Origin of the sequence: Coprothermobacter platensis DSM 11748 (assembly GCF_000378005.1) — a bacterium.
In the GTDB taxonomy this organism is placed as follows: domain Bacteria; phylum Coprothermobacterota; class Coprothermobacteria; order Coprothermobacterales; family Coprothermobacteraceae; genus Coprothermobacter; species Coprothermobacter platensis.
Map to the genome: position 1 here is coordinate 978161 of NZ_KB899040.1, position 23984 is coordinate 1002144.

Sequence of the window (23984 nt, forward strand, 5' to 3'; positions counted from 1 at the left end):
AATAAAAACGTGAGGAATACGAATGATATGTTTTTTCTTGGCACTTTCTTGGGAAAGGCTACACCATTAAGCGCGGGCTATGATTTAGCCATATGTGAGGATGTAGATATACCATCTCATGATATTGTTCTGGCACGCACAGGTTTGAGAATCGCTTTGCCACGTGACAGTGTAGGGCTGATTGTACCCAGATCCAGTTCACCCTTAAAATGGGGTGTGACATTAGCCAATTCACCAGGCATATTGGATGCCGACTATCGCGGTGAAATCAAACTTATATTGCTTAATATAACAAACCATCATACGCACATACCATCAGGTACAAGGCTGGCACAGCTTGTTGTAGTGCCAGTTCTTAAAACAGAGCCCTTGCCTTTCGACGGATCCATAGAGCAGTTCGAGCAGTCAAGCGATAGAGGATCAAATGGGTTCGGAAGTTCAGGAAGTTAGACTTTTGGACAGGCGTTTAAATGCCTAAGTACAGGTCCAGCTAAGTAGAAAGAGCCCGCTACCAATGTGGGGACTGGTTCTCTCAGAGCATCGAATAAGTCTTCTACAAGAGGCAGTCCTTCTATGGATGCCAATGCTCTTTGAGAAAATGGAGGATAGTAAGCGATATCGCTACTTATACGCGATAAATATTTTATTGCGCTTTTTACATCTTTTCCCTGGACCAAACCGAGAATAACACGGATATTGTAAATATTAAGTGATTCCATGTTTTCTACAAGCGAACGAAAAGCTGGCTCATTGTGACCGCCATCGACAATAAGAAGCGGGTCCTTTCTCGCCACCTGAAAGCGAGCCGGTAAAAAGACATCTTTTACTTTAGAAAAATCTGGTTTTTCATGCGTGGCGTGCTCATACGCTTCACCGGCCAGCAGAATATTCCAAATCTGTTGAAGGCCAACCATTTTTGTATGTATTTCACCCACATCTTTTACGAAAGCGCTTGTCCCATCAAGTGTGGTATCAAATTTTCTTACTATGTACTTATCTTTTACAGGTTCGCAAATCAAACCAGGTACTGGTTCCATACATACAACATCACCACTTACACTCTGTCGGATTTGTTCTAAATATGAATCGAAATCTTCAAACACATCGCTATGGTCTAAACCTAAGCTACATATAACAGTTAGGTCATGTTCCTTCACATTCGTAGCGTCACCCTTGGATTCCAACCCTGTCTCCACGATAGCCCAAGGAACCTTTTCCTCCGAGAAAGACAAGTACGCTGCACCAGTTATCACTTCAAAGGGAGTTAACTCCAAAGAAAGGTCATGGCTTACTGATATTATTTTCTGTTTGTAGGTAGAGAGGTTAACAGCGTTCCCTTTTATGGAAACCATCTCTGCAGGATCGCACACATAAGGCGAAAGGAACAACCCAACCTTCTCATTGAATAATGAGGCTAAGAAGGAAGCTACAGAACCTTTTCCAGAAGATCCTGTTACATATATGGTTTTCATATTGTCTTGCGGATTCCCAAGTGCAGATAAGACCATTCTTAGATTATTATTCTCTAATACAGTTGGCATGCGTGTAGTAAGATCATCCAAAAGTGAGCAAGCATCTTTGGCTAAAACGGGATGACGCCATTCTGGAAAATACTCGCAAAGCAACGTTAACAGAAAATCTCTATTATGCAAATCAGGATGAGGCAGTGTTAACGTACTACTTTTTTGAACCACATCGTCATAAGTAAGGATGTCCAAATCGATAGTCCTGGGCCCCCACCTTACATCTCGCAGCCTTCCCAAAGATCGTTCGACTTCTTGCAAATTCTTGAGAAGCTCTTCTGGCATTACGGACGTTTTTCCTTTTCCAATAGCGTTCAAGAAAGGTGGTTGGTCCGTTTTACCATATGGAGATGTTTCCACGATAGGTGTTATCTTTTCCCACTGTATAAACGTACCGCACATGCTAATAGCACGGTGTATGAAATTGGTACGATCTCCTATATTGGAACCAAAGGATATATAAACTGTTGCCATATCAGTATGTGCCGTGTTTTATTGCATTTATGGCTTTAACAGCATCTACGTTTTCTTTTGTATCATGAACACGAACAATGTTGATACCCTTCCATGCAAGGTATGACGTCCAGGCTACAGTACCGAACAGCCTTCCTTCAGGTGGTGCTCCATCTAATATCTTTCCCAGCGTACTTTTCCTACTATGTCCAACAAGTACTGGAAACCCCAAAGAAAAAAGTTCTTCTATACGTTTCATAATCTCTAGATTGTGTTCTGGTGTTTTTGCGAACCCGATACCCGGATCGAGAATGATCTGATCTTCTTTAATACCATTTCCCAAGGCAAAATCGATAAGTCTTTTTAGATGATCTAATAGTTCTTTCATTATGTCATCGTAGTTAGCAAAATCGCCCATCGTTGAAGGTGTTCCTCTCATATGCATAAGCACCACTGGGACCCCAGTTTCAGCAATCACTTTAGCCATATCTTTATCTTGTTGGAGCCCATAGATATCGTTTATCAAATCTGCGCCGTTGTCTAAAGCTTGTCTTGCCACACTCGCCCTATATGTATCAACAGAAATGAACAAATTGGTAGCTTTACGAATTTGTCGCAACAATGGGATAACCCTACTTATTTCTTCATCTTCTGTAATAGCAGAGGCACCTGGCCTAGTGCTTTCACCACCAATATCCAAAAATGTGGCTCCATTCATTTCAGCATCTACGGCTCTATCCACACCTGACTGTAGGTCCACTCGCGATGCAGCAAAGAAAGAATCAGGAGTTACGTTCAGTATGGCCATTATTTTGGTATCACTTATATTTACATCGCCATGTGGCATATGCAATACAAAGTTCTTTTGCGGACTGAATATGGGAAGAGAAAGAATACCCTCCGCTATATGCGGAAGACCCCAATATGGCATACGTTTGACCTTTTCGGCTATACAGCGTAATTGATTTACATTTGCCATGATCAACACGGAAGAAGTGTCCACTTTTCCAGTAATTACATGCTTATGAACAGCAGCGTCTGCTCCACAAGAAAGGCACTCCTGTTTAATAACCGATGCTGCAGCGAAGTGGACGTTGTCAATCCAAACGCGTACATGTTCGTCTTTGCCAAAAAAGATAGGATAACTCGCTAAATCGCAGCCTATATTACGAAGTAAAGTTTTTAATTCTACATCAGAGGAAATCAGCCTAACCATTCTTCTATTATATAGGCAGTGCACTGTTAAAATATGAACATATGGTTATAAATTTTCTCGGAAAGGTCATGGACTTTTTGGGTTTTAAGCGAAGGGCTATGGAGATGTTTGCCTTTGATCCCGGTAATGACTACACATCTTTTTGGGGAACATTGCACTTAATATTATCAGGACGTGAGGATTTAGCTAAGGAGATATTAGAGCAAAAAGTCCAAAAGGGAAAATACCCCCGATGCAAACGTTTATTAGCAACGTTGTATTTACGCACAGACCCGCAAAAAGCTGAACAGTTGTACCTACCACCAAAAGGCATATGGGAAGAGATCTACCTTGGTGATATAAGATATTACTTTTTGAATGATGTGGGCGGTGCTTTAGAGTGTTGGCAGAATGCTTTTGAAAATGTTGATTGGTCTAAAGCACGGGAATGGGATAACCCCGGGCGACACCTTTTGAAGCGGCTTTATAGTGTCACAAAAGATCCTGAACTTCTGGAAAAATGGGCAAAAATAGACGTAGACAATTTCAAACAGGCTGAAATGGATGCTTATATCAGATTTCTGTACGGAAACGGCCAAAAAGAAGAAGCTCAGCAGATGTTGGATTGGTCTTTTTATCTATATAGAGAAGATCCTATACTGTTGCGCACGGCTGAAGAGTTAGGCCTTAACATTCCTCAGTATAAGAAAAAAGAACCAAATATTAGTAATTTTAGGAGAAAAGCCGTAAACACCGGACTACTCAAAGAAGATACCGATCCTTTTACTCTCATAAAAGCGGTGCATGAATTACATCCCGATGGGATTATAACGTTGGCTTCGTCTGTCCTCTCCATAATGGAAGGAACGCTGCTATGGGCGGGCACCTTTAAGCCATGCTGGCTTGCCAGAACCTTAGGGCCCTTTACAGAACATGCGAAAGGTCCAGTAATACACTTTTATACATACCCTATAGTTGCTGATTGGAAAGTACAAGCTTATTTAGAACTCAGTGGCACATTGCCTGTGCTTGTAGGTGCAATGGCCTCGGCCTTAGGAAAAGTGTTAAAACGATCTGGGTGGTTTTATAGTGTTATAGGAAGTGTGGCCAAAGCAGTAGATAGCGATAAAATTGCCCCATACGATGCATGCCTGGTTCCAGGTCCTTTAAATGCTCCTCTTTTCACAAAAAAGCTCTGTAACGATGGAGTGCCATTCGCCATTGTAGATGTTAATTCCCTATATGGAGCTGAGGTTGTAAACCATTGCAGAAACCTTGATGCCGTTTGGATCGCTGAAGCATTGTCAGATAATCCAGCTGGAAACGATGAATCAATGACTCCGATAGTAATTTTGTGGAACACAGAAAAAAGGTAAGACCATATGAAGAGCTTTCGGGCCATATTAAAAGGATATGTTCAAGGCGTTGGTTTTAGGTATTACGCAATGCGCATGGCACAGCGCTTCGGAAACATAAAAGGTTTTATAAGGAACTTGCCAGACGGAAGCGTAGAAGTAGTAGCAGAAGGTCCAGATGAGGCATTGGAATCTTTCTTAGATTCCATAAAACAAGGACCCAGCGCAGCTATCATTGAACGGGTAGAGGTAGAGTGGTTACCTTACACAGGTCAGTACCGAGATTTTACAGTAAAATACTGATTAATTAGGAGGGGATGTGCATGTACGGGATTGTAACGGTTGCTTTACTAATGTTATTGGGGTTAGTTGTTGGTTTACTTTTAGGATTCTTGATTTGGAGGCCTAAAGCACCAAAGGACATCTTACTTTACTTTGAGAATCTGGATAAATTGGATTTGACTTTAAAAACACCATCGCGCAATAGCGGTATGTGGTCAAGAATCCTACGCCCCTTGGAGAAGTTTGCACAAACAATTAGGATTTATGTAAGGGATACGTTCTTCTCCTTTAGAGACGGCGCGTCTAACGTCCACCGAGCGCAGTTTTTACTCCAAGATTCCATGCGTGTAGCTTTTGACAACATGGAGATAGCAGAACAGATAGCTGACCGTGTACAGAACTTAGCAGCAGGTGGAGAAGAAATAAGTGCTTCAACACAAGAATTGGCAGCTTCGAGTAGCACTGTTTATGACAGCGCTGTACAATTAGATGATTTAACCAGAGCAATAAAAGAAAATGTCGAGAAACAGATAAGTAATATTTCTAATGCCGTAGACAGTTTTGACCAAATTTTTTCTAAAGTCACCACCGTCCAGGAAGTCATGGATAAACTGGAGGATCTATCAAAGCACATTTCAGGTATCGTTGAAACCATATCCAGCATATCCGAACAAACAAACTTATTAGCATTAAATGCTGCGATTGAAGCAGCACGAGCAGGCGACGCGGGAAAAGGTTTTGCTGTCGTTGCCGATGAAGTGCGCAAATTAGCTGAAAAAAGTAAAAACGCCGCTGACGAGATTTCCAGCCAGCTTAAAAACTTTTCCGGTACCGTGGGAACCGCTGTTGAATCAGTGCAAACTGTTCTTGAACTCATTTCAAGTATGGGAGACTCCACACGCATTCTCTCGGAGAGTTTGGACACTATCCTTTCCAATGTTCATAGAATTTCAGATTTTGTCGGTAATGTGAGCACCAATGTAAAAGAACAAGATAAAGCAACATCTCAAGCAGCCGTTGCCGTCCAGTCTTTGGCTCAAGAGGCAACACGTCTGGCTGAGCTAACAGAAACACTCAGGAACTCTATGGCAAAATTGCAAAAGCACTTACAGGCCGTATTCAAACAAAATGCTACCGCTGCACAGCAACTGAAAGATGGTATGAATAGTGCTCTTCAGTTCAGAGTGTTGAACGATGAAGAAACCAAAAACATGTTTGCAGAAGCCATAGAAGCACATAAAGAATGGTTAAGACAAATAAACGATACAATAACCTCTGGAGCTGTATGGACATCTATTTTGGACCCGCATTTCTGCAAGTTTGGTTTGTTCTACGATGTTGCTTCACCCCGTGAACAATATAAGGATCTGTGGCCGCAACTAGGTGCGCTACACGAAAACGTTCACAAATTAGCTTCAGACTTGAAAAATGCATACGAACAAGGGAATAAAGATTTAGTAAAATCGCTCCAAAGAGAACTGGAAAACAAATCGAAGCAATTAATGGATTTAATGGCTGAAATAATGAAAAGGTTTTAGTAAGCGACCAAAGAGGCTTCATGTCTGATGTAGACTGGAATATGCTGTTTTCAGACGCTGAGTTGCACAAGCGTCTGAAATATTATTTATTAAGTTCTGTCAAGAATGGCGATACAGCTGAAGAGCTATGTCAAGAAGTGCTTGCTAAAGGTTGGGAAAAACGTAATTCACTTAAGGATGTAAGCAAACTTGATGCATGGCTCTTCAGCATTGCAAGAAATGTACTCATGGATTATTACAGGCATGTTGGCATTATTGTCGATGACGAAACCGAGGAATTGCTCCATGTGAGCCATAGCGAAGATATGGCTCAAAGAGCTGACTTGGAAGATGCTTTAGAAAAACTGCCCGAAATTCAAAAACAAGTAATCGTCATGCGTTTCTATAACAACTGCAGTATCCAAGAAGTTGCCGATGCCTTGGGGAAAACGCCACAGTCTATAAAGATGATTCAGTACCGCGCAATAAAGAGTATGAGAGAATTTATGAAACCTTTTGACAATACGGAGCGTCTTAATAATGATGGAGAATATTAAATCATTTTTGTTTGAAAACTTGTTAGAGTACATTCAAAAAAAAGGTAAGGTTGTACTCCCTTGGTGGTGGAACTTACTGCCATTATCTTGGCGAAAAGAGTTTAGTGAGCTATTGCTTGTTGCTATCCCCTTACTCCCGAAGACATTGCCAACTGTACCTTCGGTAAACAGAGAAGTCGTTTTGGGAAAAACGATGCTGGCAGTTTTTACCACCATAGCACTGGTTTTATTCACTTTTACCGCACAAAACGTAACACCTAAAAGGGAGACAATGACAATGCTTAGCAAAAACGATCACGTAGAATCCTTGGTACCCCACACCATGATGAATGATGAAGACAGCAATCTTTTAAAAGGTGGTTTCGCGTTGGGTGAACCCATGGAAAAAGAAGTGAAAACCGTAACAGTTCCAGTAATTTCCATTACTGCTAGTGCAGATGACTTAGAAAACTTCTTAAGCCAAACTCATGCCATACCCTGCGCCATTGATCACAGCAGTGCATGGGTTTGTGATAGCAGGCACGTACTGACGGCGATGCAAAATAAATACCTTGATCCATCTTGGGAAATTTCCATCACGTCCACGGAAATAGACATTAGCGCGTCAAACATATGTGGAATTTATTCGTCTTTACATAATCCCGTGCTCATTGTACAGGTAAACAAATAACAGTAAAACCGATTCTGTATTTAACCGTTTAAAATAGCATTCTGCGAATACTTGGCTGCACCTAAGGAATAATAAATACCACCGTGGGTGTATAATAACCAAGAGAGGTGGTGAAAATTATGTCTCTGAAAACATCCGCCATGGGTACTGCTCTAAAATATACATTGAGGTACGTAAAGCAGAACCCTGACGAAAATCTTATTAAGGTTCTTGACTTAGCGGAAACGGTATTCCCTGAAAGGTATAAAGAAACAGTCAAGGTAGCCAGGCGTTATTTGGAACCAGGTGGAGTTTATTATCCACTTATTATGAGGATTATCAAAGAATCGGATCCCGTATTCTTGGAACGTCTTGCCTACAATTTCTTTATTAACCAGCTGGCTATCGGTGTGCAGAAGCAAATGGAAACCGAAAAGAAATATGGTTTCCCTGGTCCTTTTACCATTCTTGTCAGTCCGTCAATGCGGTGTAATCTTTCTTGTGTAGGTTGCTATGCAGGTCTCTACACACGTGAAGATGATATGCCGCCTGAACTTTTTGACAGGATTATTCGCGAAGGAGAAGAGCTTGGCACATACCTTTATACCATTCTTGGTGGAGAACCATTTGTTTACCCGCATTTATTCGAAGTAGCGAAGAATCATCCGGATGTGGTATTCCACACCTTCACCAATGGCACACTGCTGACCAGTCCAAAGATGATCGAACAGCTCAAAGAAGTAGGCAATATTGTGCCGGTTATTTCTATTGAAGGATGGCAAAAAGAAACAGATCAGCGTCGCGGCGCAGGTATGTTTGACAACATTGTAAAGGTCATGGACACATTAAAAGCCAATGGTATTCCTTTCGGTGTATCGATAACATATACAAAACTGAATGCTGATTCGGTTACGTCAGATGAATTTTATGATTTTCTTATCGAGAAAGGTGCTCTGTTTGGATGGTATTTTCTGTTTATGCCAGTAGGTAAAGACCCCGATACCAGTTTAATGCCCACTCCAGAGCAAAGGAAAAAACTTTATGAGACAGTGCAGCGTGTAAGGTTAGAAAAGCCATTGTTTATGATGGATTTCTGGGGAGATGCCCCTTATGTTGGCGGCTGCATCGCAGGAGGCAGAAGATACATCCACATCAACTCCAAAGGCGACGTGGAACCTTGTATTTTCGTCCATTTCTCCGCGGATAATATAAAGGATAAATCCCTCAAAGACGCGCTTAACAGCGATTTTCTTAAAGCCATAAGGGCACATCAACCATTTGATGACAATCTGCTTTTACCTTGTCAAATCATAGATAACCCTGAACGGCTGAGAGAAATTGTAGAAACTACGCATCCAAAACCAACACACGAGGGAGCCGAGGTTATCGTTGAGAATGAGAAAATAAAATCCTTCTTAGATGACTACAGCAAACAAGTGCATGAAGTTTTCGACGGAATTTGGAAAGAACGCTACGAGAGCAATGAAGGCATGAAGAAATATGCCGATCAGCTTTATCAAGAACGCGAAGAAAAATTAAAAGAGTTGGACCAAGAGCAAAAGAAAAACAACTAAGGTTATCTAAGTGATACCTCAAGGCAGGACAAACAATGTTTGTCCTGCCTTTTTTTATTCAACGCCTCATCGTGGAAACCTTCTCAAGGCTCGAGTTTTTGAGCAAAACGTGGTCCTTGAGGTGTTACCTTCAGAATATAAGCTGGGAGTGTGGCTGCACCATCATCTCCCATGTTCAATTTGCCTTCTACCACAGGTAAATCTCTGGTTTTTTGTATGTAGTTCATCAGCGTTGAAGCATCAGTGGATTTACTCTCTTTAATAGCATTAAGCACCACGAGAGCAGCATCATAGGCACCAATGCCAACTCCAGGCGGTTCCGTTTTATATGCACTCCTCCACTTCTGAACAAACGTCGCTAAAGCTGGGTCATCTGAGGCATTATGCCCTACATAATAACTCCCGCTGAGCAGTTCTCTATTCAAGCCGTCGCTGTCCCATGCATCTCCGCCTAAAAATAAGCCATCGAATCCCAACATCTTTGCTTGATTGACAATGAGGTTTACCCTGTTGTAAAGATCTGGAAGAAACAAAGCTTCTACATTTTGCTGAAAGACCTTTGTCAGATATGCTGAAAAATCATTATCATAGCCCGTATAAGTCACTACGTACGTTTGGCCACCTAAGCTATTAAATTGCTTGACGAAGTTTTCTGCGAGCCCTGTAGAATAATCACTCCCTTGATCATACATCACACCAACTCTTTTAAGCTTCAGATTTCGATAAGCAAAGACCGCCGCCACGCGTCCTTGAAAATCATCTGTAAATGTTGCCAAAAAACTGCAGGGCAAGTGTTTTCCCTTGTCTTTGGTAACATTAGGGTTCGTTGATGTGGGGCTAATAATAGGAACACCGTACTCACAAGCTGTTCTGTGGGCAGGAATAGAAACATCGGAGGTAAGAGAACCGATAATTGCGGATACCCCATTCTGATTAATGAGTTTCTGCACTGCCGTCACGGACTGAAGCGGATCATTCTGATCATCTTCTTCAGTGAGTTGAACAAAGAAGGGAAATGTTGTGTCATCATTTGCCTCTCTTACCGCCAGTTTAACACCATTTTCGAAATCCCTACCAGCGGCACTAACAGGACCGGTTAGAGGCGCGACCATACCAATCTTAACCACAGGCTTCTCGCTACTTTCTGCGCGCGGCGTGGAACAGCCACTAAGCACTAACAAACAAAGTAGCAATAGACTGAACCCTACTCTTAAACGATTGACCACCATCCCACGGAAAATCACCTCCAAAATATTGTTCTTTCAATAGTAACAGCTGTATATCACTCATCGTTTATGAAGATGTTAAGCACATATCCAATATAAAGAAAATGCAAGCCTATATATCCAAGGGTTGTAAAATCTGAATGCGCCTATGCTCAAGAAACAACCAGATGATACAATAAGCACAAGTACGAAAATGGAATATGGAGGCTCAAAACATGTTTGAAATACGTGAAAAAATACTTTTGGCTCCTCAAATATGGAAAATCAATGTTTACGCTCCACATATAGGAAGTGCCTATAAGCCCGGTAATTTTGTTATTGTTCTTCCCCATGAGCAAGGAGAACGCATACCGCTAACGGTTTTTGAAGCAGATAAGGAAAGCATAACCATTGTTTTCCAAGAAATCGGAAAAAGCACAAAATACCTTGGGAAACTTAACGTGGGAGATCGCATTCCTGATATTATGGGGCCTACAGGCCATCCTTTCCCCAACGAAAACTTTGGGCATGTGGTTCTCGTAGGTGGAGGAGTGGGTGCTGCCACGGCAGTGCCTTTGGCAAAACATTTGCATTCAAACGGTAACCACGTAACAGCCATTCTTGGAGCACGTAACAAAGAACTGGTCTTATTTGAAAAAGAACTTGGCGATTTTTGCAATGAAGTTATTGTTACCACCGATGATGGATCTTACGGCAGAAAAGGAGTGGTCACCGTTCCGCTACATGAATTGCTTGAACGCAATCGCATCGACATGGTCCTGGCAATAGGGCCAGCGGTGATGATGAAAGCGGTAGCTGAAACAACAAAACCATTCAATGTTAAAACCATGGTGTCTCTAAATAGCATAATGGTTTGTGGCACCGGCATGTGTGGCGCTTGTCGGGTAGGATATGGTGATAAAACAGTATTGACTTGCATAGAGGGACCAGAACTAGATGGGCATAAAGTCGATTGGGATACCCTGCTGGCGCGCCTCAAAATGTATAAAGATGAAGAAGCAATGAGTCTTTCGCTGTTTGAGAAGGAGGATTAAGTCATGGCTTTGAAGGATAGAGTCCCCATGCAAGAGCAAAACCCCGAAATCAGAATAACAAACTTTGATGAAGTTGCCCTGGGCTACACTGAAGAAGAAGCTCTAATTGAAGCGTCCCGCTGCTTGCAGTGTCCTAATCCGACATGCATCAATGGATGTCCTGTAAACATTGACATAAAGACATTTATTGGGTTGTTGCAAAAAGAAAAATTTACAGAAGGCTACTACAAGATAAAAGAGAAAAACAATTTTCCTGCCATGACAGGACGCGTGTGCCCACAAGAAAGTCAGTGCGAAGCATCATGCGTCTTGGCTAAAACGGGAAAGCCCATAGCCATAGGTAGGCTAGAACGTTTCTTAGCTGACAGAGAGATGTACAAGCCCCAGAGCCAAGCAGTAGCTAAAGCTAATCACATACCAATTGCTTGCGTAGGAACAGGGCCATCAAGTTTAGCTGCTGCAGCTGATATGGCGAAAAAAGGCTATGAAGTGCATTTATTTGAAGCTTTGCACTTGCCGGGTGGTGTATTAAGTTACGGCATTCCCGAGTTTAGACTACCCAAGAAGATCGTTAACCATGAGATTATGCTGTTAACCGATCTTGGTGTTTTCTTGCACACTGATGTCATTGTGGGTAAAACATATACGTTAGATCAGTTACTACATGAATTTAGAAGCGTTTTCCTCGGAACGGGTGCTGGTGCTCCCGTGCTCTTGAACATCCCTGGCGAAAACCTCAATGGTATCTACACAGCCAATGAGTTTCTTATAAGAGTAAATTTGATGCGAGCCTACCGTTTTCCAGAATTTGATACACCCATAAAAAAAGGAAAGAACGTAGTGGTCGTAGGCGCCGGAAACGTTGCAATGGACTCAGCAAGAACAGCAAGGCGCTTGGGAGCAAACGTTACCATTGTCTATAGAAGGAGTCGAACAGAAATGCCTGCCAGAGCAGAAGAGATACACCATGCTGAAGAAGAAGGCATTGAGATGAAATTGCTTACAAACCCCTTAGCCTTCAATGGCAAAAATGGATGGGTAGAAAGTGTTGAAGTTATTTCTATGGAACTTGGAGCCCCTGATGAAAGAGGAAGAAGAAGACCAGTGCCCATAAAAGGAAGCAATTATATCATTCCCTGTGACGAGGTCATCACAGCCATAGGAACCACACCAAACCCCATACTAAAATACAGCGTTCCTAACCTTGAGGTAACAGAGCATGGCAATATCGTTGTTGATGATCATTGTCAAACGAACATACCGAATGTATTCGCCGGCGGGGATATCGTCACAGGAGCAGCAACAGTCATAGAAGCGTTAGGAGCAGGAAAAAAAGCATCTCTATTCATGGACAAAGCAATAAATGGAGAAATCATTTCGTAATGATATTACCATGTGCAAGTGGAACTACATCATAAAGGTCTAACTGCGAGCAGAATACTATATCTTTCTCTTTTCCGTATCGTAGTATGTTTTGGCCACTTTCCGATTTTTTGAGAACAGTTAACACCTCTCCATAGCTTTCTGCCCATGCCAAAGCGGTATTTGCAACATCATCCAGTGACACTTCGGCATTTATGCACGAGCGTAGTTTTTGCACCATCATGCCAGCACAGTAGAAATCGTCTCCCACCAAACGACCTTCTTTACCAGCACAAGCGATCCCTATACCATCATATTTCTCTGCATCTACCATCTGCAAAGCTTTCTTTAGAACGCTGGAGATGTTTAAGAAAGAACCTATAAGAACAGTCTGAGTAATCGCTTGTAGTTTAGCCAACAGTTTCGTACCATTCGTCGTCGTTAAGATGGCATCCCGGCCATTAATGTGTCCCAAATTCGCTATGATTTCGGTAGGAGAGTTGTCAAAATCAAATCCTTCGATTTTTAGACCACCACGTTCCCCTATCAAAACAGAACTTGGGCTGCTTTTCTTTTGTTCCAGCGCATATGATATGGAATCTGTCACAAAAACGTGGCCCCCGCTCTCTGCCACATACGTAACAATGGTACTCGTAGCACGTATTACATCTAATGCAATCCATACCAAACGTTTACCGGGCAATGCTTCACTAACAGAAGATAGTACGCTTATCTGCATAATTCCATTGTAGCAAATGGACCTCGTAAGAACATCTTTCTAATAATATGCAAAAATAGAAACCAAATGTTACAATATTTTTATAGTTATATCAATAAATTGAAACATGGGAGGTAACATAATGAAAAGGCCATCTGGTTTCAAGGGGTTTACAGCAATTACTGTGGGTCAATTTGCGTCCATAACAGGAAGCGCCATGACACAGTTCGGCCTTTCCTATTGGGTTTGGCAGACCTTCGGCAAAGCAACGCCTTTTAGTATCATGAGCATTCTCTTTTTTGGTGCTCAAGTCATCTTTGGGTTGGCAGCTGGAAGTTTTGTAGACCGATGGCCCAGAAAACCTGCTCTTATTTTGCCCGACGTTGCCTCAGGTGTGCTTACACTTATGGCCCTGTTTTTTTACGCACATGGAGGTCTTACGCTTACGTTTCTTTACATTATGTCCTTTGTCAATGGTATATTTGGTGCCTTACAGTTCCCCGCTTATTCTGTAACATTGGCAACCATGTTGAAACCTGAACAATATACAAAAGCAAACGCACTTTTCAGCGTTACAGATTATGGTCCTGCACTTATCGCTCCCATTTTAGCAGGAGGCCTTTTGAATATTATTGGACTGCCAGGAATAATGACTATCGATCTTGTTACGCTTGCATTTGCTGTGTGCATTAACTTGTGGGTTATCATACCAGAAACCAGAATCCCGCTTGTAAGAAATGACAACGATAATGAAGAAACCAAGACAAAATCCAGTTTTTGGGAGGACGTTCAGTTTGGATTTAAGTTTATATCCCAGAGGAAACCACTATTAATGTTACTTATGGTTTTTTTAGGCACGAATTTTTTTAGTGGATTTGGCAACAGCCTCTTCTCACCATATGTTCTTGCCAGAACAAACAACAACGCATTAGCTATGGGCACAGTGGAAACATTTTTCGGCATCGGTGGTTTAATTGGAAGTCTACTTCTTTCTTTATACGCAATCCCAGGGTTAAAAGTACGCGCGCTTCTTGTGGGGATGATAGCAAGTGACTTCGGGTTGGTACTACTCGGCGTTTCACGGATTGTTCCTGCAATGTGTGTAGCGGCCATCATTACTTCTTTCGGTGGAGTTATGGCAAACACGCACAGTCAAGCCATATGGCAAAGTATCGTTCCGGTGGATATGCAAGGTCGAGTATTCTCAGCTCGCAGATTTATCGCCCAAGCCTTGAGTGGTATCCCCATGTTCTTAAGTGGACCCATTGTTGATGATTTATTAGTTCCTTTGTTTAAGCAAGATAATATGCTTTCTCACCTACTCGGTTACGGCCCTGCAGGTGCTATAAGTTTTCTAATGGTCGTGGGTGCTGTACTTTCTATTGCTGTCTCCTTGTGGGGTTTCACCAATTCGCATGTCATGCATGTAGAAGACTTGGCGCAAACAACCGATGAGTAGCCTCGCTTGCCAGCCACATAAAGAAAAGATTACATCGATATCATTAAAGGAGGTGTTAGCAATGATTACAATCTGCCCCAATTGCGGTGCAGAATTGCATGTAACAGCTATGAAATGCCCCGAATGTGGAACAGGAATAACAGGAGATTTTCCTCTTGACGAGTTGTTTAGGCTTACACCTGAACAATTGAATTTTGTGAAGCTGTTTTTGAAGAAACGCGGAAACCTTTCCGAGGTGCAGAAGGAACTTGGCCTTTCCTACCCTACGGTCCGTAACCGCTTAGAGAACATATTGCAAACATTAGGATATGACGTGCAAGAAGAAATCTCTCAGTGGGATGTTTTGCAGCAGGTAAAAGAAGGCTCCTTGGATGCAGAAACAGCCTTAAGAATCCTTAAGGAGATGAAACAAAATGAACACGACTAAACTGTTTAGCCTACCGTTTTCCGAAACGGAGCTGAAAATTAATTGTGTTTCTGCTGATTTAGAAATCAGAGGTAGTGAAGAATCCAAGGTAATCATAGAAATCACTTTAGATGGCCAAGCCGATAAAGTGGAACACTATGAGCCGCGTATAAAACGCACAACTAACAGTTTAGAAGTGGATTTAGAATATGAGGGAACGAAGGTATCATTTATGTCCATAGGTAGGCACAAAGATATCCAAGTAAGAAAAGCTGTTATAACAATTCCACCCACAGTAGACCTCTACGTATCTAATATTGCTGGCGATGTAAGAATGGTAGAACCTAATTGTAAAGAGAGACTTACTTTATCCGCTGTTAGTGGAGATATATATATTTCAGATGTATCGTGCTCAGAATTGAGTGTTAAAAGTACGTCAGGGGATATAAGACTTACATCTTTAAAAAGGATAAATCAACTAAAGATTTCCTCTGTGAGCGGCGATACATTCGCGCAAAACATTGTAGCCAAGGAGCTATCTGCAGAAACAGTTTCTGGCGATATCGTAATGAAGAATGTTGGGTCCGAATTCAGACAAATGGTACTAAAAACAATTTCTGGTGACATGAAAATTGAAGTACCCATACTCCCTCCCAGCAAAATTGAATTTAGCACCCTTTCTGGCTCTGTAAAAGTTGGACAACGTTTCCTTAGCGGGGTTAAAGGATCCTTGGAAACAGCTCCGTCCCCCATCGCTACCATAAAAGTCAATACGCTAAGCGGAGATGTCTCTATAGATGCTTTTAAAGAGGAACAAAGTTACGGTAGCAATGTGCAAGTGTTTATGGATCTCATAAGAGAAAATAAGGCCACACCAGAGCAAGTCCGGGAAATGATGGCGCTAATGAACTTCAGCGAAGATGAAATTAATAAAGTATTAGGTAATTGATAGAATTGAAATAGCTGAAAGCCAAAAAGGAGCTGACAAAAGTATGCGTGACAAAATGGTAGAGCGTTTTCTGAAGTACGTATCTTTTGACACCCAATCTGATGAAGAGAGCACCAGTTATCCCAGTACAGAGAAGCAATTTAATCTCGCTAAGTACTTGGTCGAAGAATTGAAATCCATGGGGCTTGAAGATGCCAGCGTTGATGAATACTGTTATGTTACTGCTACACTTCCTGGTAACGTAGAAGGAAAGAACGTTCCTACAATAGGTTTCTTAGCTCACATGGATACCAGTCCGGAGTTCCCAGGTGCCAACGTTAAACCACAGATTGTGGAAAACTACGATGGCTCTGATATCCCCCTTGGGTCAGATCGTGTACTTTCTCCTCAAGATTTTCCTGATCTAAAGAATTACAAGGGGAAAACCATAATTACGGCAAGTGGAGACACATTGCTTGGCGCTGACGATAAAGCAGGCATTGCCATAATCATGACCGCACTGGAATATCTACTATCCCATCCTGAGATAAAACATGGAGCTATAAAAGTGGGATTCACACCAGATGAAGAAGTAGGTAGAGGCGTTGATTACTTTAACGTAAAAAAGTTTGGAGCAGACTTTGCGTTCACATTAGATGGAGGTCCCATAGGCGAATTGAACTACGAAACATTCAATGCGGCTCAAGCAAAAGTCACAGTTCATGGCAAAAGCATCCATCCCGGAGATTCGAAAAATAAGATGAAAAATGCTATTTTGATGGCTTTGGACTATGTAAGTCAGTTCCCGCCAGCAGAAGCTCCTGCACACACAGAAGGATATGAAGGTTTTTATCATGTGTACCATATAGAAGGTGGAGTAGATACCGCTCAGCTCACATGGATTATACGTGATCATAACAGAGAACGTTTTGAACAACGTAAAACGTACATGCAAGACGTGGCTAATTGGATGAACCACAAATACGGAGAAGGCACCTTTGATATTGAAATAAAGGACCAGTACTATAACCTTTATGAAATATTGAAGGACAAGCCAGAAATTATAGATTTAGCAAAGCGCGCTATGAAAGAAGCTGGCATAGAGCCCATGATTACACCTGTTAGAGGCGGCACCGATGGTTCACGGCTAACATTCATGGGTTTACCAACACCGAATCTATTTACCGGAGGCCACAACTACCATGGACCATTTGAATACATAGTTGTAGAATCCATGGAAAAGGCTGTAGAAGTTGTGGTCAATATAGCTCATTTAGCCGCTGAATAATAAGTAATAGAAACTAAGGAGAAAGGACAAGCCCCTTTTTGTCCTTTCTCCCTATTGATTATCGCTTTCCCTTTGCTGTCTAAGTTTTCTTTTGAAATCTAAAATGGCATCTAATCGCTCTTTATACTTCTTTTCCAATCCTTGTTCTGATGGAATGTAATAGTGCTTCCCTGACAAATTATCAGGTAAACATTCCATATCGGCGATATGTTCTGTAAAGTTGTGGCTGTATTTGTAGCCTTCTCCATAACCCACCTCTTTCATAAGGTTGGTGGGTGCGTTCCGTAAATGCAATGGCACTGGCTCTGCAATCGTTTGATTAGCATCGTCTCGTGCTTTTTCATATCCTACGTACAAGCTATTGGATTTTGGAGCAAGAGATAGATAGATTACGGCTTGAGCGAGGTTGGCCGTACATTCAGGCATACCAATATAGTTGGCTGCATTGAATGCTGCCACCGCCTGGAGCAGTGCCTGCGGATCGGCCATACCTACATCTTCAGAAGCAAAACGTATTATACGTCTGGCTACGTAAAGGGGATCTTCACCTGCTTCCAGCATCCGAGCAAGCCAATAAAGAGCTGCATCTGGGTCACTGTTCCTCATCGATTTATGAAGTGCTGAAATGAGGTTATAATGCTCTTCCCCTTTTTTATCATAGAGAAGCGTTTTCTTTTGCAAAGCTTCGTTTATCACTTCATCACTTATAACCCTAACTCCACGGCTGTCCACGTCCGTGCCGAAAACCGCGATTTCCAGTGTATTCAAAGCCATACGTGCATCGCCGTCAGAATATGCAGCAATTCTATTGAGTTGATCGTCGCTAATGATAATTCTCTCTTTACCTAAACCGCGTTCTTCATCACTGAGCGCATTCATTAGTATCCTTAAAATGTCTTCGGTCTTTAATGGTTCCAACACAACCACCTTAGAACGAGACAAGAGTGGGCCGATTATTTCAAAAGAAGGATTCTCTGTTGTTGCACATATTAGAACCACTGCCCCTTTTTCAACGTATGGTAAGAATGCATCCTGCTGGGTTTTGTTGAAATGATGTATTTCATCAACAAATATCACGGTTCTACGTCCCATATTAAACTGCTCGTCAGCCTCTTCTAAAACGTCTTTTATTTCTTTAATCCCAGAGGTAACAGCACTAAAGCGCAAAAAGCGTGCCTTTGTCGTATTTGCAATCACCATAGCGATGGATGTCTTTCCCACACCAGGTGGTCCCCACAGAACCAGCGATGTTAGTTTGTCTTCCTCGATGAGTTTTCTAAGCAATGTACCTTTACCAAAGACCTTTTCTTGCCCAACGATTTCATCAAGAACACGTGGGCGCATGCGTTCAGCCAAAGGGACCCACTTTGAATTTGGCTTAAAAAGAGAATCTTGGTGCTTATTCCTGTCTGGCATTATCTCTCATTTCCAGTTTTGCAACAGAATTTACCAACCTGCCAATACCTTCTATTTCCACAGCTACCTCATCGCCATCGGCGATAGGCCCAACGCCTGCAGGTGTACCTGTTAAGATGACATCTCCCTCATCCAATGTCATTATCTGGGAGATAAAACTGACTAAGTAAAATACATCAAAAATTAAATCTCTTGTATTTCCTTCCTGTTTCAGTTGCCCATTGACAAATGTTCTTATATTAAGATTTGATGGATCAATATCTGTTTCAATCCACGGGCCCAAAGGCAAAAAGGTGTTAAATGATTTCGCTCTTGTCCATTGACCGTCTTTGCTTTGCAAATCCCGAGCTGTTACATCGTTTGCGATGGTATAACCCATGATGTGATTGGCTGCTTCCTTTTGAGTGACATTATATGTACGGTCCTTAATAACAACGGCCAGCTCTCCCTCATAATCTACATGGCTTGACTGTGGAGGTAAAAGTATGGTTTCACTCGGGCCAATGACAGCGCTCCGAGGCTTCATAAAAAGTGTGGGTTCCTCAGGCAGTTTGTCTCCCATCTCTTCTATATGGCTTCTATAGTTCAAACCAACGCATACAGCTTTGCCTACACAGACAGGAGCGTCTAAATCTTCGTAACGATATCTTTTCCACTGGACCATGTCTATTCCAGAAATCACTGCTTCTCCGTCTTTCCAAGAAAAGCAAGTGCCTTTTGTATTTTTAAGCCTAAGTATCCGCATATACATTCTTCACTTCCTTTTCATAATATTGTACTTCTCATGGTAAGAATTATCACGCTTTTATGTTCTTCTAGTGAAGAATTAATACGATTTATTCCAATTAGTTATGGTTATATATATCATAGGAGGTATTAGGATGGTGAACATAATTGGCTAAGAAAGCTGTCGTAGATGTAAGAGGTATGTCTTGTGCGTCATGTGTTAATACTGTAAGAACGGCTATCGCTAAAACGCCGGGTGTTATAAATGTTGAGGTAAATTTGGCTACTGATCAGGCGTTTATTGAATACGAAGAAGATAAAGTTGATTTAGTGCAGATAGCAAAGAATGTGTCGAAGGTTGGTTATGCACTGGATGTAGATCAAGCGAAAGCAAATGAAGAGTTAGAGCGCATAAAAGAACAGTTTATTGCCGCTACCTTATTTATGGTTCCTGTAACGGTTCTCATGATTTTACACATGTCAGGGCTTTTGATGTTTCCACATATGGATTTGCTTGAACTTATGATCTCTGGTTTAGCCGTGGCTACGGCAGGCCAAGAAACCGTAGCCAGAGCATTCAAAGCCCTTTTGCATGGCCAGTGGACCATGGATGTACTGATCGCTTTTGGCGTTATCATGTCGGTTCTTTCTGGCGCCATTAGTCTGGTTTACCCCACAGTTTACAGTTTCGCCTCAGTGGGCGCCATGATTCTTTTCTTCAACCTATTAGGCAAGTATTTAGAAACTTCTGCAAAGAAAAGGGCAGCAAAATCCATAAGGGCCTTATTGGATATAAGGCCGCAGACGGCCCGTATTATCGTGGATGGTGTAGAAGTGGAAGTGCCTATTCAGCAGTTAGACCCAGGAGATATTATGGTCGTCAGACCTGGAGAACGTATTCCTACTGATGGCGTTCTCACCGAAGGTGAATCATATGTTGATGAATCCATGATCACTGGAGAATCAATGCCTGTTCAAAAGGAAATTGGACAAAACGTGATCGGTGGAAGCGTCAATTTAGGGAGCCCCATAAAGGTGAAAGCCACAAAAGTCGGAGAGGACACATTCCTTAGCCAGCTCATTGATTTAGTGCAACAGGCTCAAGCAGCAAGGATGCCCATACAAGATGCTTTAGATAAAGTGATTGCCATATTCGTACCAACGGTAATTTCTTTAGCCGCTTTTACTTTTGTATTCTGGCTCGTGTTTCCACAGTACGCTATTAGCGTAAACAACTATCTATCTTCTCTGCTTCCCTGGGTACCTAATGGACTTTCAGGCTTTTCATTGGCTGCGTTTACAGCCATAGCCACATTGGTGATAGCATGCCCTTGTGCCTTGGGTTTAGCGACCCCAACAGCGGTTATTGTTGCTTCCGGGCTCGCTGCAAGAAACGGCGCTTATTTTAAAGATGGATCAGCTTTTCAGCGTTTAGCATCAGTTAACACAGTTGTTTTTGATAAAACAGGCACATTAACAAAAGGGAAACCCACTGTAAGGAAAGTAACATTACTAGCTGATAATGCCAAAAACATCATGTACAGTATGGCAAAGCAGTCACATCACCCATTATCTAAATCCATTACTGAGTATTTTGAAGAACAGGAAGGATTAAGAGATATTCTACCTATGGAACATATTAAAGAAACGCCAGGGCTTGGCGTTATTGCAACGTTAAATGGAAAAACCTATGCTCTGGGTAAAGCAAAAACATATGATGATATTGAACCTTATGTTTTACCCACAGATAGCACTGTAGCTCTGTATGATGAAACCGACCAGATTTTGCTTGGTGTGGCATCGCTTACTGATCCACTCAGAGAAGACGCAATCAAAGCTGTAGAACAGCTAAAGAAAATGGGCATTAAGCCTGTTCTTTTAAGCGGAGACAGAGAAGAAGTAGTAGCAGAAATCGCATCGACTGTGGGCATAGATACTTACAAAGGTGGAACACTACCCCAAGACAAAATGGATTTTATTAAAGAACTAAAAGAACAGAATCCTGACGCACTGGTTGCAATGGTCGGAGATGGCATAAATGATGCACCAGCATTAAGGCTTGCAGACATTGGCATAGCCATGGGAAGTGGAACAGATGTGGCCATAGAATCAGGAGACATCGTTCTTTATAAATCGGACATAGACGCTGTAGTAAAAACAATAAAAATAGCTCAGGCGACAAAAGGGAAAATAACTCAAAACCTTTTCTGGGCGTTTTTCTACAACGTTTTAGCACTTCCTTTGGCAATGGTAGGTGCCATACATCCGGTCATAGCCGAAATTGCTATGGCTTTTAGCTCTGTTACCGTGGTAACAAATTCTCTGCGGTTAAACCGTATTAAACTGTAAGGAAGGAGGTGTTCATAGTGAAACACATTGATCCTGTTTGTGGCATGGTGGTTAAGGAAGAATCAGCTAAAGGCACATTTGAGTATGACGGAAAAACTTATTATTTTTGCTCAGAACAGTGCATGAATGAATTCAAATCAGATCCGGAAAAATACTTAAAGAATGGCCCCATGGGGCACATGCCTCATAAAGACGAATAATCAAAAGAAACATGGATAAAAAGATTGTAGGCGTAATAGGAGGTATGGGGCCAGAAGCTACAATCGATTTATTGAGAAAAATAATACGCTGTAGCAATGCACGGAGTGACCAAGAGCATGTGCATTTGATTATTGACGATAATACAGATATTCCTGACAGAACAGCGTTCCTTATGGGCAAGGGAGAAAATCCCTTGCCTTTTATTTTGCGATCTGCTATGTTACTACAAAATGCTGGCGTAGACGCAATTTGTATGGCTTGTAACACAGCGCACTATTTTGAAAAAGAAATAAAAACGTTTATACAGGTACCATTTATAAGCATAGTGAACAGTACCATTACTTCTCTCCAAGAACATTTTCCGCCGCCTCAGCGTATCGGCATAGCAGGAACTAAAGGTGTTTTCCTTGCTAACCTATATGGAAACCTGTTAATGCAATCAGGATATATGGTAGTATGTCCACCTGAGCAAGTACAAAACATGCTCATGGATGTTATCTATGGCATTAAAGGCGGAAACGTACGAGGCGTAATTAATGAAGCTGAAACCTTATTTGAGTGGTATAAGCGACGCTCTGACGTGGTGCTTTTGGCCTGCACGGAATTACCTATCTTACTGGATTATTTGACAATAGATGTGCCCATAATAGACACTACATTATCACTGGCACAGGCAATCGTTTCTTTTTGCGAGGCAACATAACGTCTCTCATTAATTGCAGCCTTCACACAATAAGTAAGGGGAAAAGGAAGTCTTGGGGGAAAATAAAAAAGGGGGACTTAGCACCAACCTACTCTCCCGGCAGCTCCCGCACACCAGTACCATCGGCTTCCCTGAGCTTAGCTTCCGGGTTCGGAATGGGTCCGGGCGTTTCCTCAGGGCATGGGCACTAAGTCCCTTTTTACACACTAAACAACTTTAGGAGAAGGTAGTTACGCACAGAAGCTTCAGCTAAGTTAAGATAATCCCTACCGTAACTTTAGAAGTGCTTCTTTTAGCGAAGCAAGACCTCGGGCTATTAGTACTGGTCAGCTACACCCATTGCTGGGCTTCCACTTCCAGCCTATCTACCGGGTTGTCTTCCCGGGCCCTTACCAGATTAACTCTGTGGGAGTTCTTATCTCGGGATGGACTTCGCGCTTAGATGCTTTCAGCGCTTATTCCTCCCAGGGTGGCTACCCAGCTCTGCACCTGGCGGTACAACTGGTACACCAGTGCCTGGTCCCTTCCGGTCCTCTCGTACTAGGAAGAGCTCCCCTCAGAACTCCTACGCCCGCGGCGGATAAGGACCGAGCTGTCTCACGACGCTCTGAACCCAACTCGCGTGCCTCTTTGATGGGCGAACAGCCCAACCCTTGGGACCTGCTTCAGCCCCAGGATGAGACGGGTCGACATCGAGGTGCCAAACGGATCCGTCGATATGGACTCTCGGGACCCATTAGCCTGTTATCCCCAGGGTAACTTTTATCCGTTGATCGGTGGCCTTTCCACTCAGCACCACCGGGTCACTAAGTCCGTGTTTCCACTCTGCTCGAGATGTCTCTCTCGCAGTCAAGCACCCTTATGCCTTTGCACTCTTCAGCGGGTTTCCATTCCGCCTGAGGGTACCTTTGAACGCCTCCGTTACTCTTTAGGAGGTGACCGCCCCAGTCAAACTGCCCACCTGACACTGTCCATGTGCCGGTTTCACGGCTCCACGTTAGAGTTCCGACATCTGCAGGGTGGTATCTCACCGTCGGCTCCTGTACCCCCGAAAGGGTACATT

At 42.4% G+C, this 23984-nt stretch carries 22 protein-coding genes and 2 rRNA genes (1 of these 24 cut by a window edge); 16 read left to right on the forward strand and 8 right to left on the reverse strand.

Going from position 1 to position 23984, the window contains the following annotated elements; all coding sequences use genetic code 11:
- Nucleotides 1–9: 9 nt before the first annotated feature.
- Nucleotides 10–450, forward strand: a complete 441-nt coding sequence (gene dut / locus D890_RS0105375) for a dUTP diphosphatase (protein WP_245533148.1) — start codon at nucleotides 10–12, stop codon at nucleotides 448–450.
- Here the strand turns inward: dut and folK are convergent.
- Together folK and folP are read right to left on the reverse strand one after the other, a co-directional pair.
- Nucleotides 447–1997 carry a 2-amino-4-hydroxy-6-hydroxymethyldihydropteridine diphosphokinase gene (folK, locus tag D890_RS0105380; RefSeq protein ID WP_051073665.1) on the reverse strand — a complete coding sequence of 517 codons (1551 nt, stop codon included), beginning with the start codon at nucleotides 1995–1997 and terminating at the stop codon, nucleotides 447–449. The genes dut and folK overlap by 4 nt on opposite strands.
- 1 nt (nucleotide 1998) lies before the next feature.
- Nucleotides 1999–3192, reverse strand: a complete 1194-nt coding sequence (folP, locus tag D890_RS0105385) for a dihydropteroate synthase (RefSeq protein WP_018963491.1) — start codon at nucleotides 3190–3192, stop codon at nucleotides 1999–2001.
- A gap of 41 nt (nucleotides 3193–3233) precedes the next feature.
- On the opposite strand from folP, the gene D890_RS0105390 reads away from it, so the two are divergent.
- From D890_RS0105390 to D890_RS0105415, 6 genes are all read left to right on the forward strand, one after another.
- The gene (locus tag D890_RS0105390) at nucleotides 3234–4547 is read left to right on the forward strand and encodes a hypothetical protein (RefSeq protein WP_245533149.1); all 1314 of its coding nucleotides are present in this window, start codon (nucleotides 3234–3236) and stop codon (nucleotides 4545–4547) included.
- 6 nt (nucleotides 4548–4553) lie between these two features.
- On the forward strand, nucleotides 4554–4829 hold the full coding sequence (locus D890_RS0105395) for an acylphosphatase (protein WP_018963493.1): 276 nt from the start codon (nucleotides 4554–4556) through the stop codon (nucleotides 4827–4829).
- 20 nt (nucleotides 4830–4849) lie between these two features.
- Nucleotides 4850–6346: a methyl-accepting chemotaxis protein gene (locus D890_RS0105400; RefSeq protein WP_018963494.1), complete on the forward strand. Its 1497-nt coding sequence runs from the start codon at nucleotides 4850–4852 to the stop codon at nucleotides 6344–6346.
- A gap of 20 nt (nucleotides 6347–6366) precedes the next feature.
- Nucleotides 6367–6882: an RNA polymerase sigma factor gene (locus D890_RS0105405; RefSeq protein ID WP_018963495.1), complete on the forward strand. Its 516-nt coding sequence runs from the start codon at nucleotides 6367–6369 to the stop codon at nucleotides 6880–6882.
- Nucleotides 6866–7552 carry a hypothetical protein gene (locus D890_RS0105410; protein WP_018963496.1) on the forward strand — a complete coding sequence of 229 codons (687 nt, stop codon included), beginning with the start codon at nucleotides 6866–6868 and terminating at the stop codon, nucleotides 7550–7552. Before D890_RS0105405 ends, D890_RS0105410 begins: the two co-directional genes overlap by 17 nt.
- Before the next feature lie 119 nt (nucleotides 7553–7671).
- Complete coding sequence (locus tag D890_RS0105415; RefSeq protein WP_018963497.1) at nucleotides 7672–9105, forward strand: radical SAM/SPASM domain-containing protein; 1434 nt, start codon at nucleotides 7672–7674, stop codon at nucleotides 9103–9105.
- A gap of 83 nt (nucleotides 9106–9188) precedes the next feature.
- Here D890_RS0105415 and D890_RS07610 read toward each other — a convergent pair whose 3' ends face one another.
- Nucleotides 9189–10334, reverse strand: coding sequence for an ABC transporter substrate-binding protein (locus D890_RS07610; protein ID WP_018963498.1), 1146 nt, complete (start codon nucleotides 10332–10334; stop codon nucleotides 9189–9191).
- Between the two features lie 212 nt (nucleotides 10335–10546).
- Here D890_RS07610 and D890_RS0105425 point away from each other — a divergent pair, with 212 nt between their 5' ends.
- Nucleotides 10547–11365, forward strand: a complete 819-nt coding sequence (locus D890_RS0105425; protein WP_018963499.1) for a sulfide/dihydroorotate dehydrogenase-like FAD/NAD-binding protein — start codon at nucleotides 10547–10549, stop codon at nucleotides 11363–11365.
- A gap of 3 nt (nucleotides 11366–11368) precedes the next feature.
- A complete protein-coding gene (gene gltA, locus D890_RS0105430) occupies nucleotides 11369–12748 on the forward strand; it encodes an NADPH-dependent glutamate synthase (protein ID WP_018963500.1) in 1380 nt (459 codons plus the stop codon).
- Here the strand turns inward: gltA and D890_RS0105435 are convergent.
- Entirely contained in the window at nucleotides 12738–13466 is a 729-nt protein-coding gene (locus tag D890_RS0105435; RefSeq protein ID WP_018963501.1) for a 2-phosphosulfolactate phosphatase, read from the reverse strand. The genes gltA and D890_RS0105435 overlap by 11 nt on opposite strands.
- Before the next feature lie 121 nt (nucleotides 13467–13587).
- On the opposite strand from D890_RS0105435, the gene D890_RS0105440 reads away from it, so the two are divergent.
- From D890_RS0105440 to pepT, 4 genes are all read left to right on the forward strand, one after another.
- Complete coding sequence (locus D890_RS0105440) at nucleotides 13588–14904, forward strand: MFS transporter (protein ID WP_018963502.1); 1317 nt, start codon at nucleotides 13588–13590, stop codon at nucleotides 14902–14904.
- 61 nt (nucleotides 14905–14965) lie between these two features.
- Nucleotides 14966–15331: a DUF2089 domain-containing protein gene (locus D890_RS0105445; protein WP_018963503.1), complete on the forward strand. Its 366-nt coding sequence runs from the start codon at nucleotides 14966–14968 to the stop codon at nucleotides 15329–15331.
- Complete coding sequence (locus D890_RS0105450) at nucleotides 15318–16259, forward strand: DUF4097 family beta strand repeat-containing protein (protein WP_018963504.1); 942 nt, start codon at nucleotides 15318–15320, stop codon at nucleotides 16257–16259. The genes D890_RS0105445 and D890_RS0105450 overlap by 14 nt, the downstream gene beginning before the upstream one ends.
- Nucleotides 16260–16302: 43 nt before the next feature.
- Nucleotides 16303–17526: a peptidase T gene (gene pepT / locus D890_RS0105455; RefSeq protein ID WP_018963505.1), complete on the forward strand. Its 1224-nt coding sequence runs from the start codon at nucleotides 16303–16305 to the stop codon at nucleotides 17524–17526.
- 51 nt (nucleotides 17527–17577) lie between these two features.
- Here pepT and D890_RS0105460 read toward each other — a convergent pair whose 3' ends face one another.
- Nucleotides 17578–18942 (reverse strand): AAA family ATPase, encoded by a 1365-nt coding sequence (locus D890_RS0105460; RefSeq protein WP_018963506.1) that lies wholly within the window; start codon nucleotides 18940–18942, stop codon nucleotides 17578–17580.
- Nucleotides 18926–19687, reverse strand: coding sequence for a fumarylacetoacetate hydrolase family protein (locus D890_RS07615; RefSeq protein ID WP_040363569.1), 762 nt, complete (start codon nucleotides 19685–19687; stop codon nucleotides 18926–18928). The genes D890_RS0105460 and D890_RS07615 overlap by 17 nt, the downstream gene beginning before the upstream one ends.
- A 149-nt stretch (nucleotides 19688–19836) precedes the next feature.
- Here D890_RS07615 and D890_RS0105470 point away from each other — a divergent pair, with 149 nt between their 5' ends.
- The 3 genes from D890_RS0105470 to cuyB are packed head-to-tail and all read left to right on the forward strand — an operon-like array spanning nucleotide 19837 to nucleotide 22921.
- Nucleotides 19837–22017, forward strand: coding sequence for a heavy metal translocating P-type ATPase (locus D890_RS0105470; protein ID WP_018963508.1), 2181 nt, complete (start codon nucleotides 19837–19839; stop codon nucleotides 22015–22017).
- 17 nt (nucleotides 22018–22034) lie between these two features.
- Complete coding sequence (locus D890_RS0105475) at nucleotides 22035–22217, forward strand: YHS domain-containing protein (RefSeq protein WP_018963509.1); 183 nt, start codon at nucleotides 22035–22037, stop codon at nucleotides 22215–22217.
- 11 nt (nucleotides 22218–22228) lie between these two features.
- On the forward strand, nucleotides 22229–22921 hold the full coding sequence (cuyB, locus tag D890_RS0105480; RefSeq protein ID WP_040363492.1) for a cysteate racemase: 693 nt from the start codon (nucleotides 22229–22231) through the stop codon (nucleotides 22919–22921).
- Nucleotides 22922–22996: 75 nt separating this feature from the next.
- On the opposite strand, the gene rrf is transcribed toward cuyB, so the two are convergent.
- Nucleotides 22997–23113: ribosomal RNA gene (gene rrf / locus D890_RS0105485) — 5S ribosomal RNA — on the reverse strand.
- Between the two features lie 104 nt (nucleotides 23114–23217).
- Nucleotides 23218–23984 (reverse strand): 23S ribosomal RNA (locus D890_RS0105490) (it continues 2258 nt past the right edge of the window).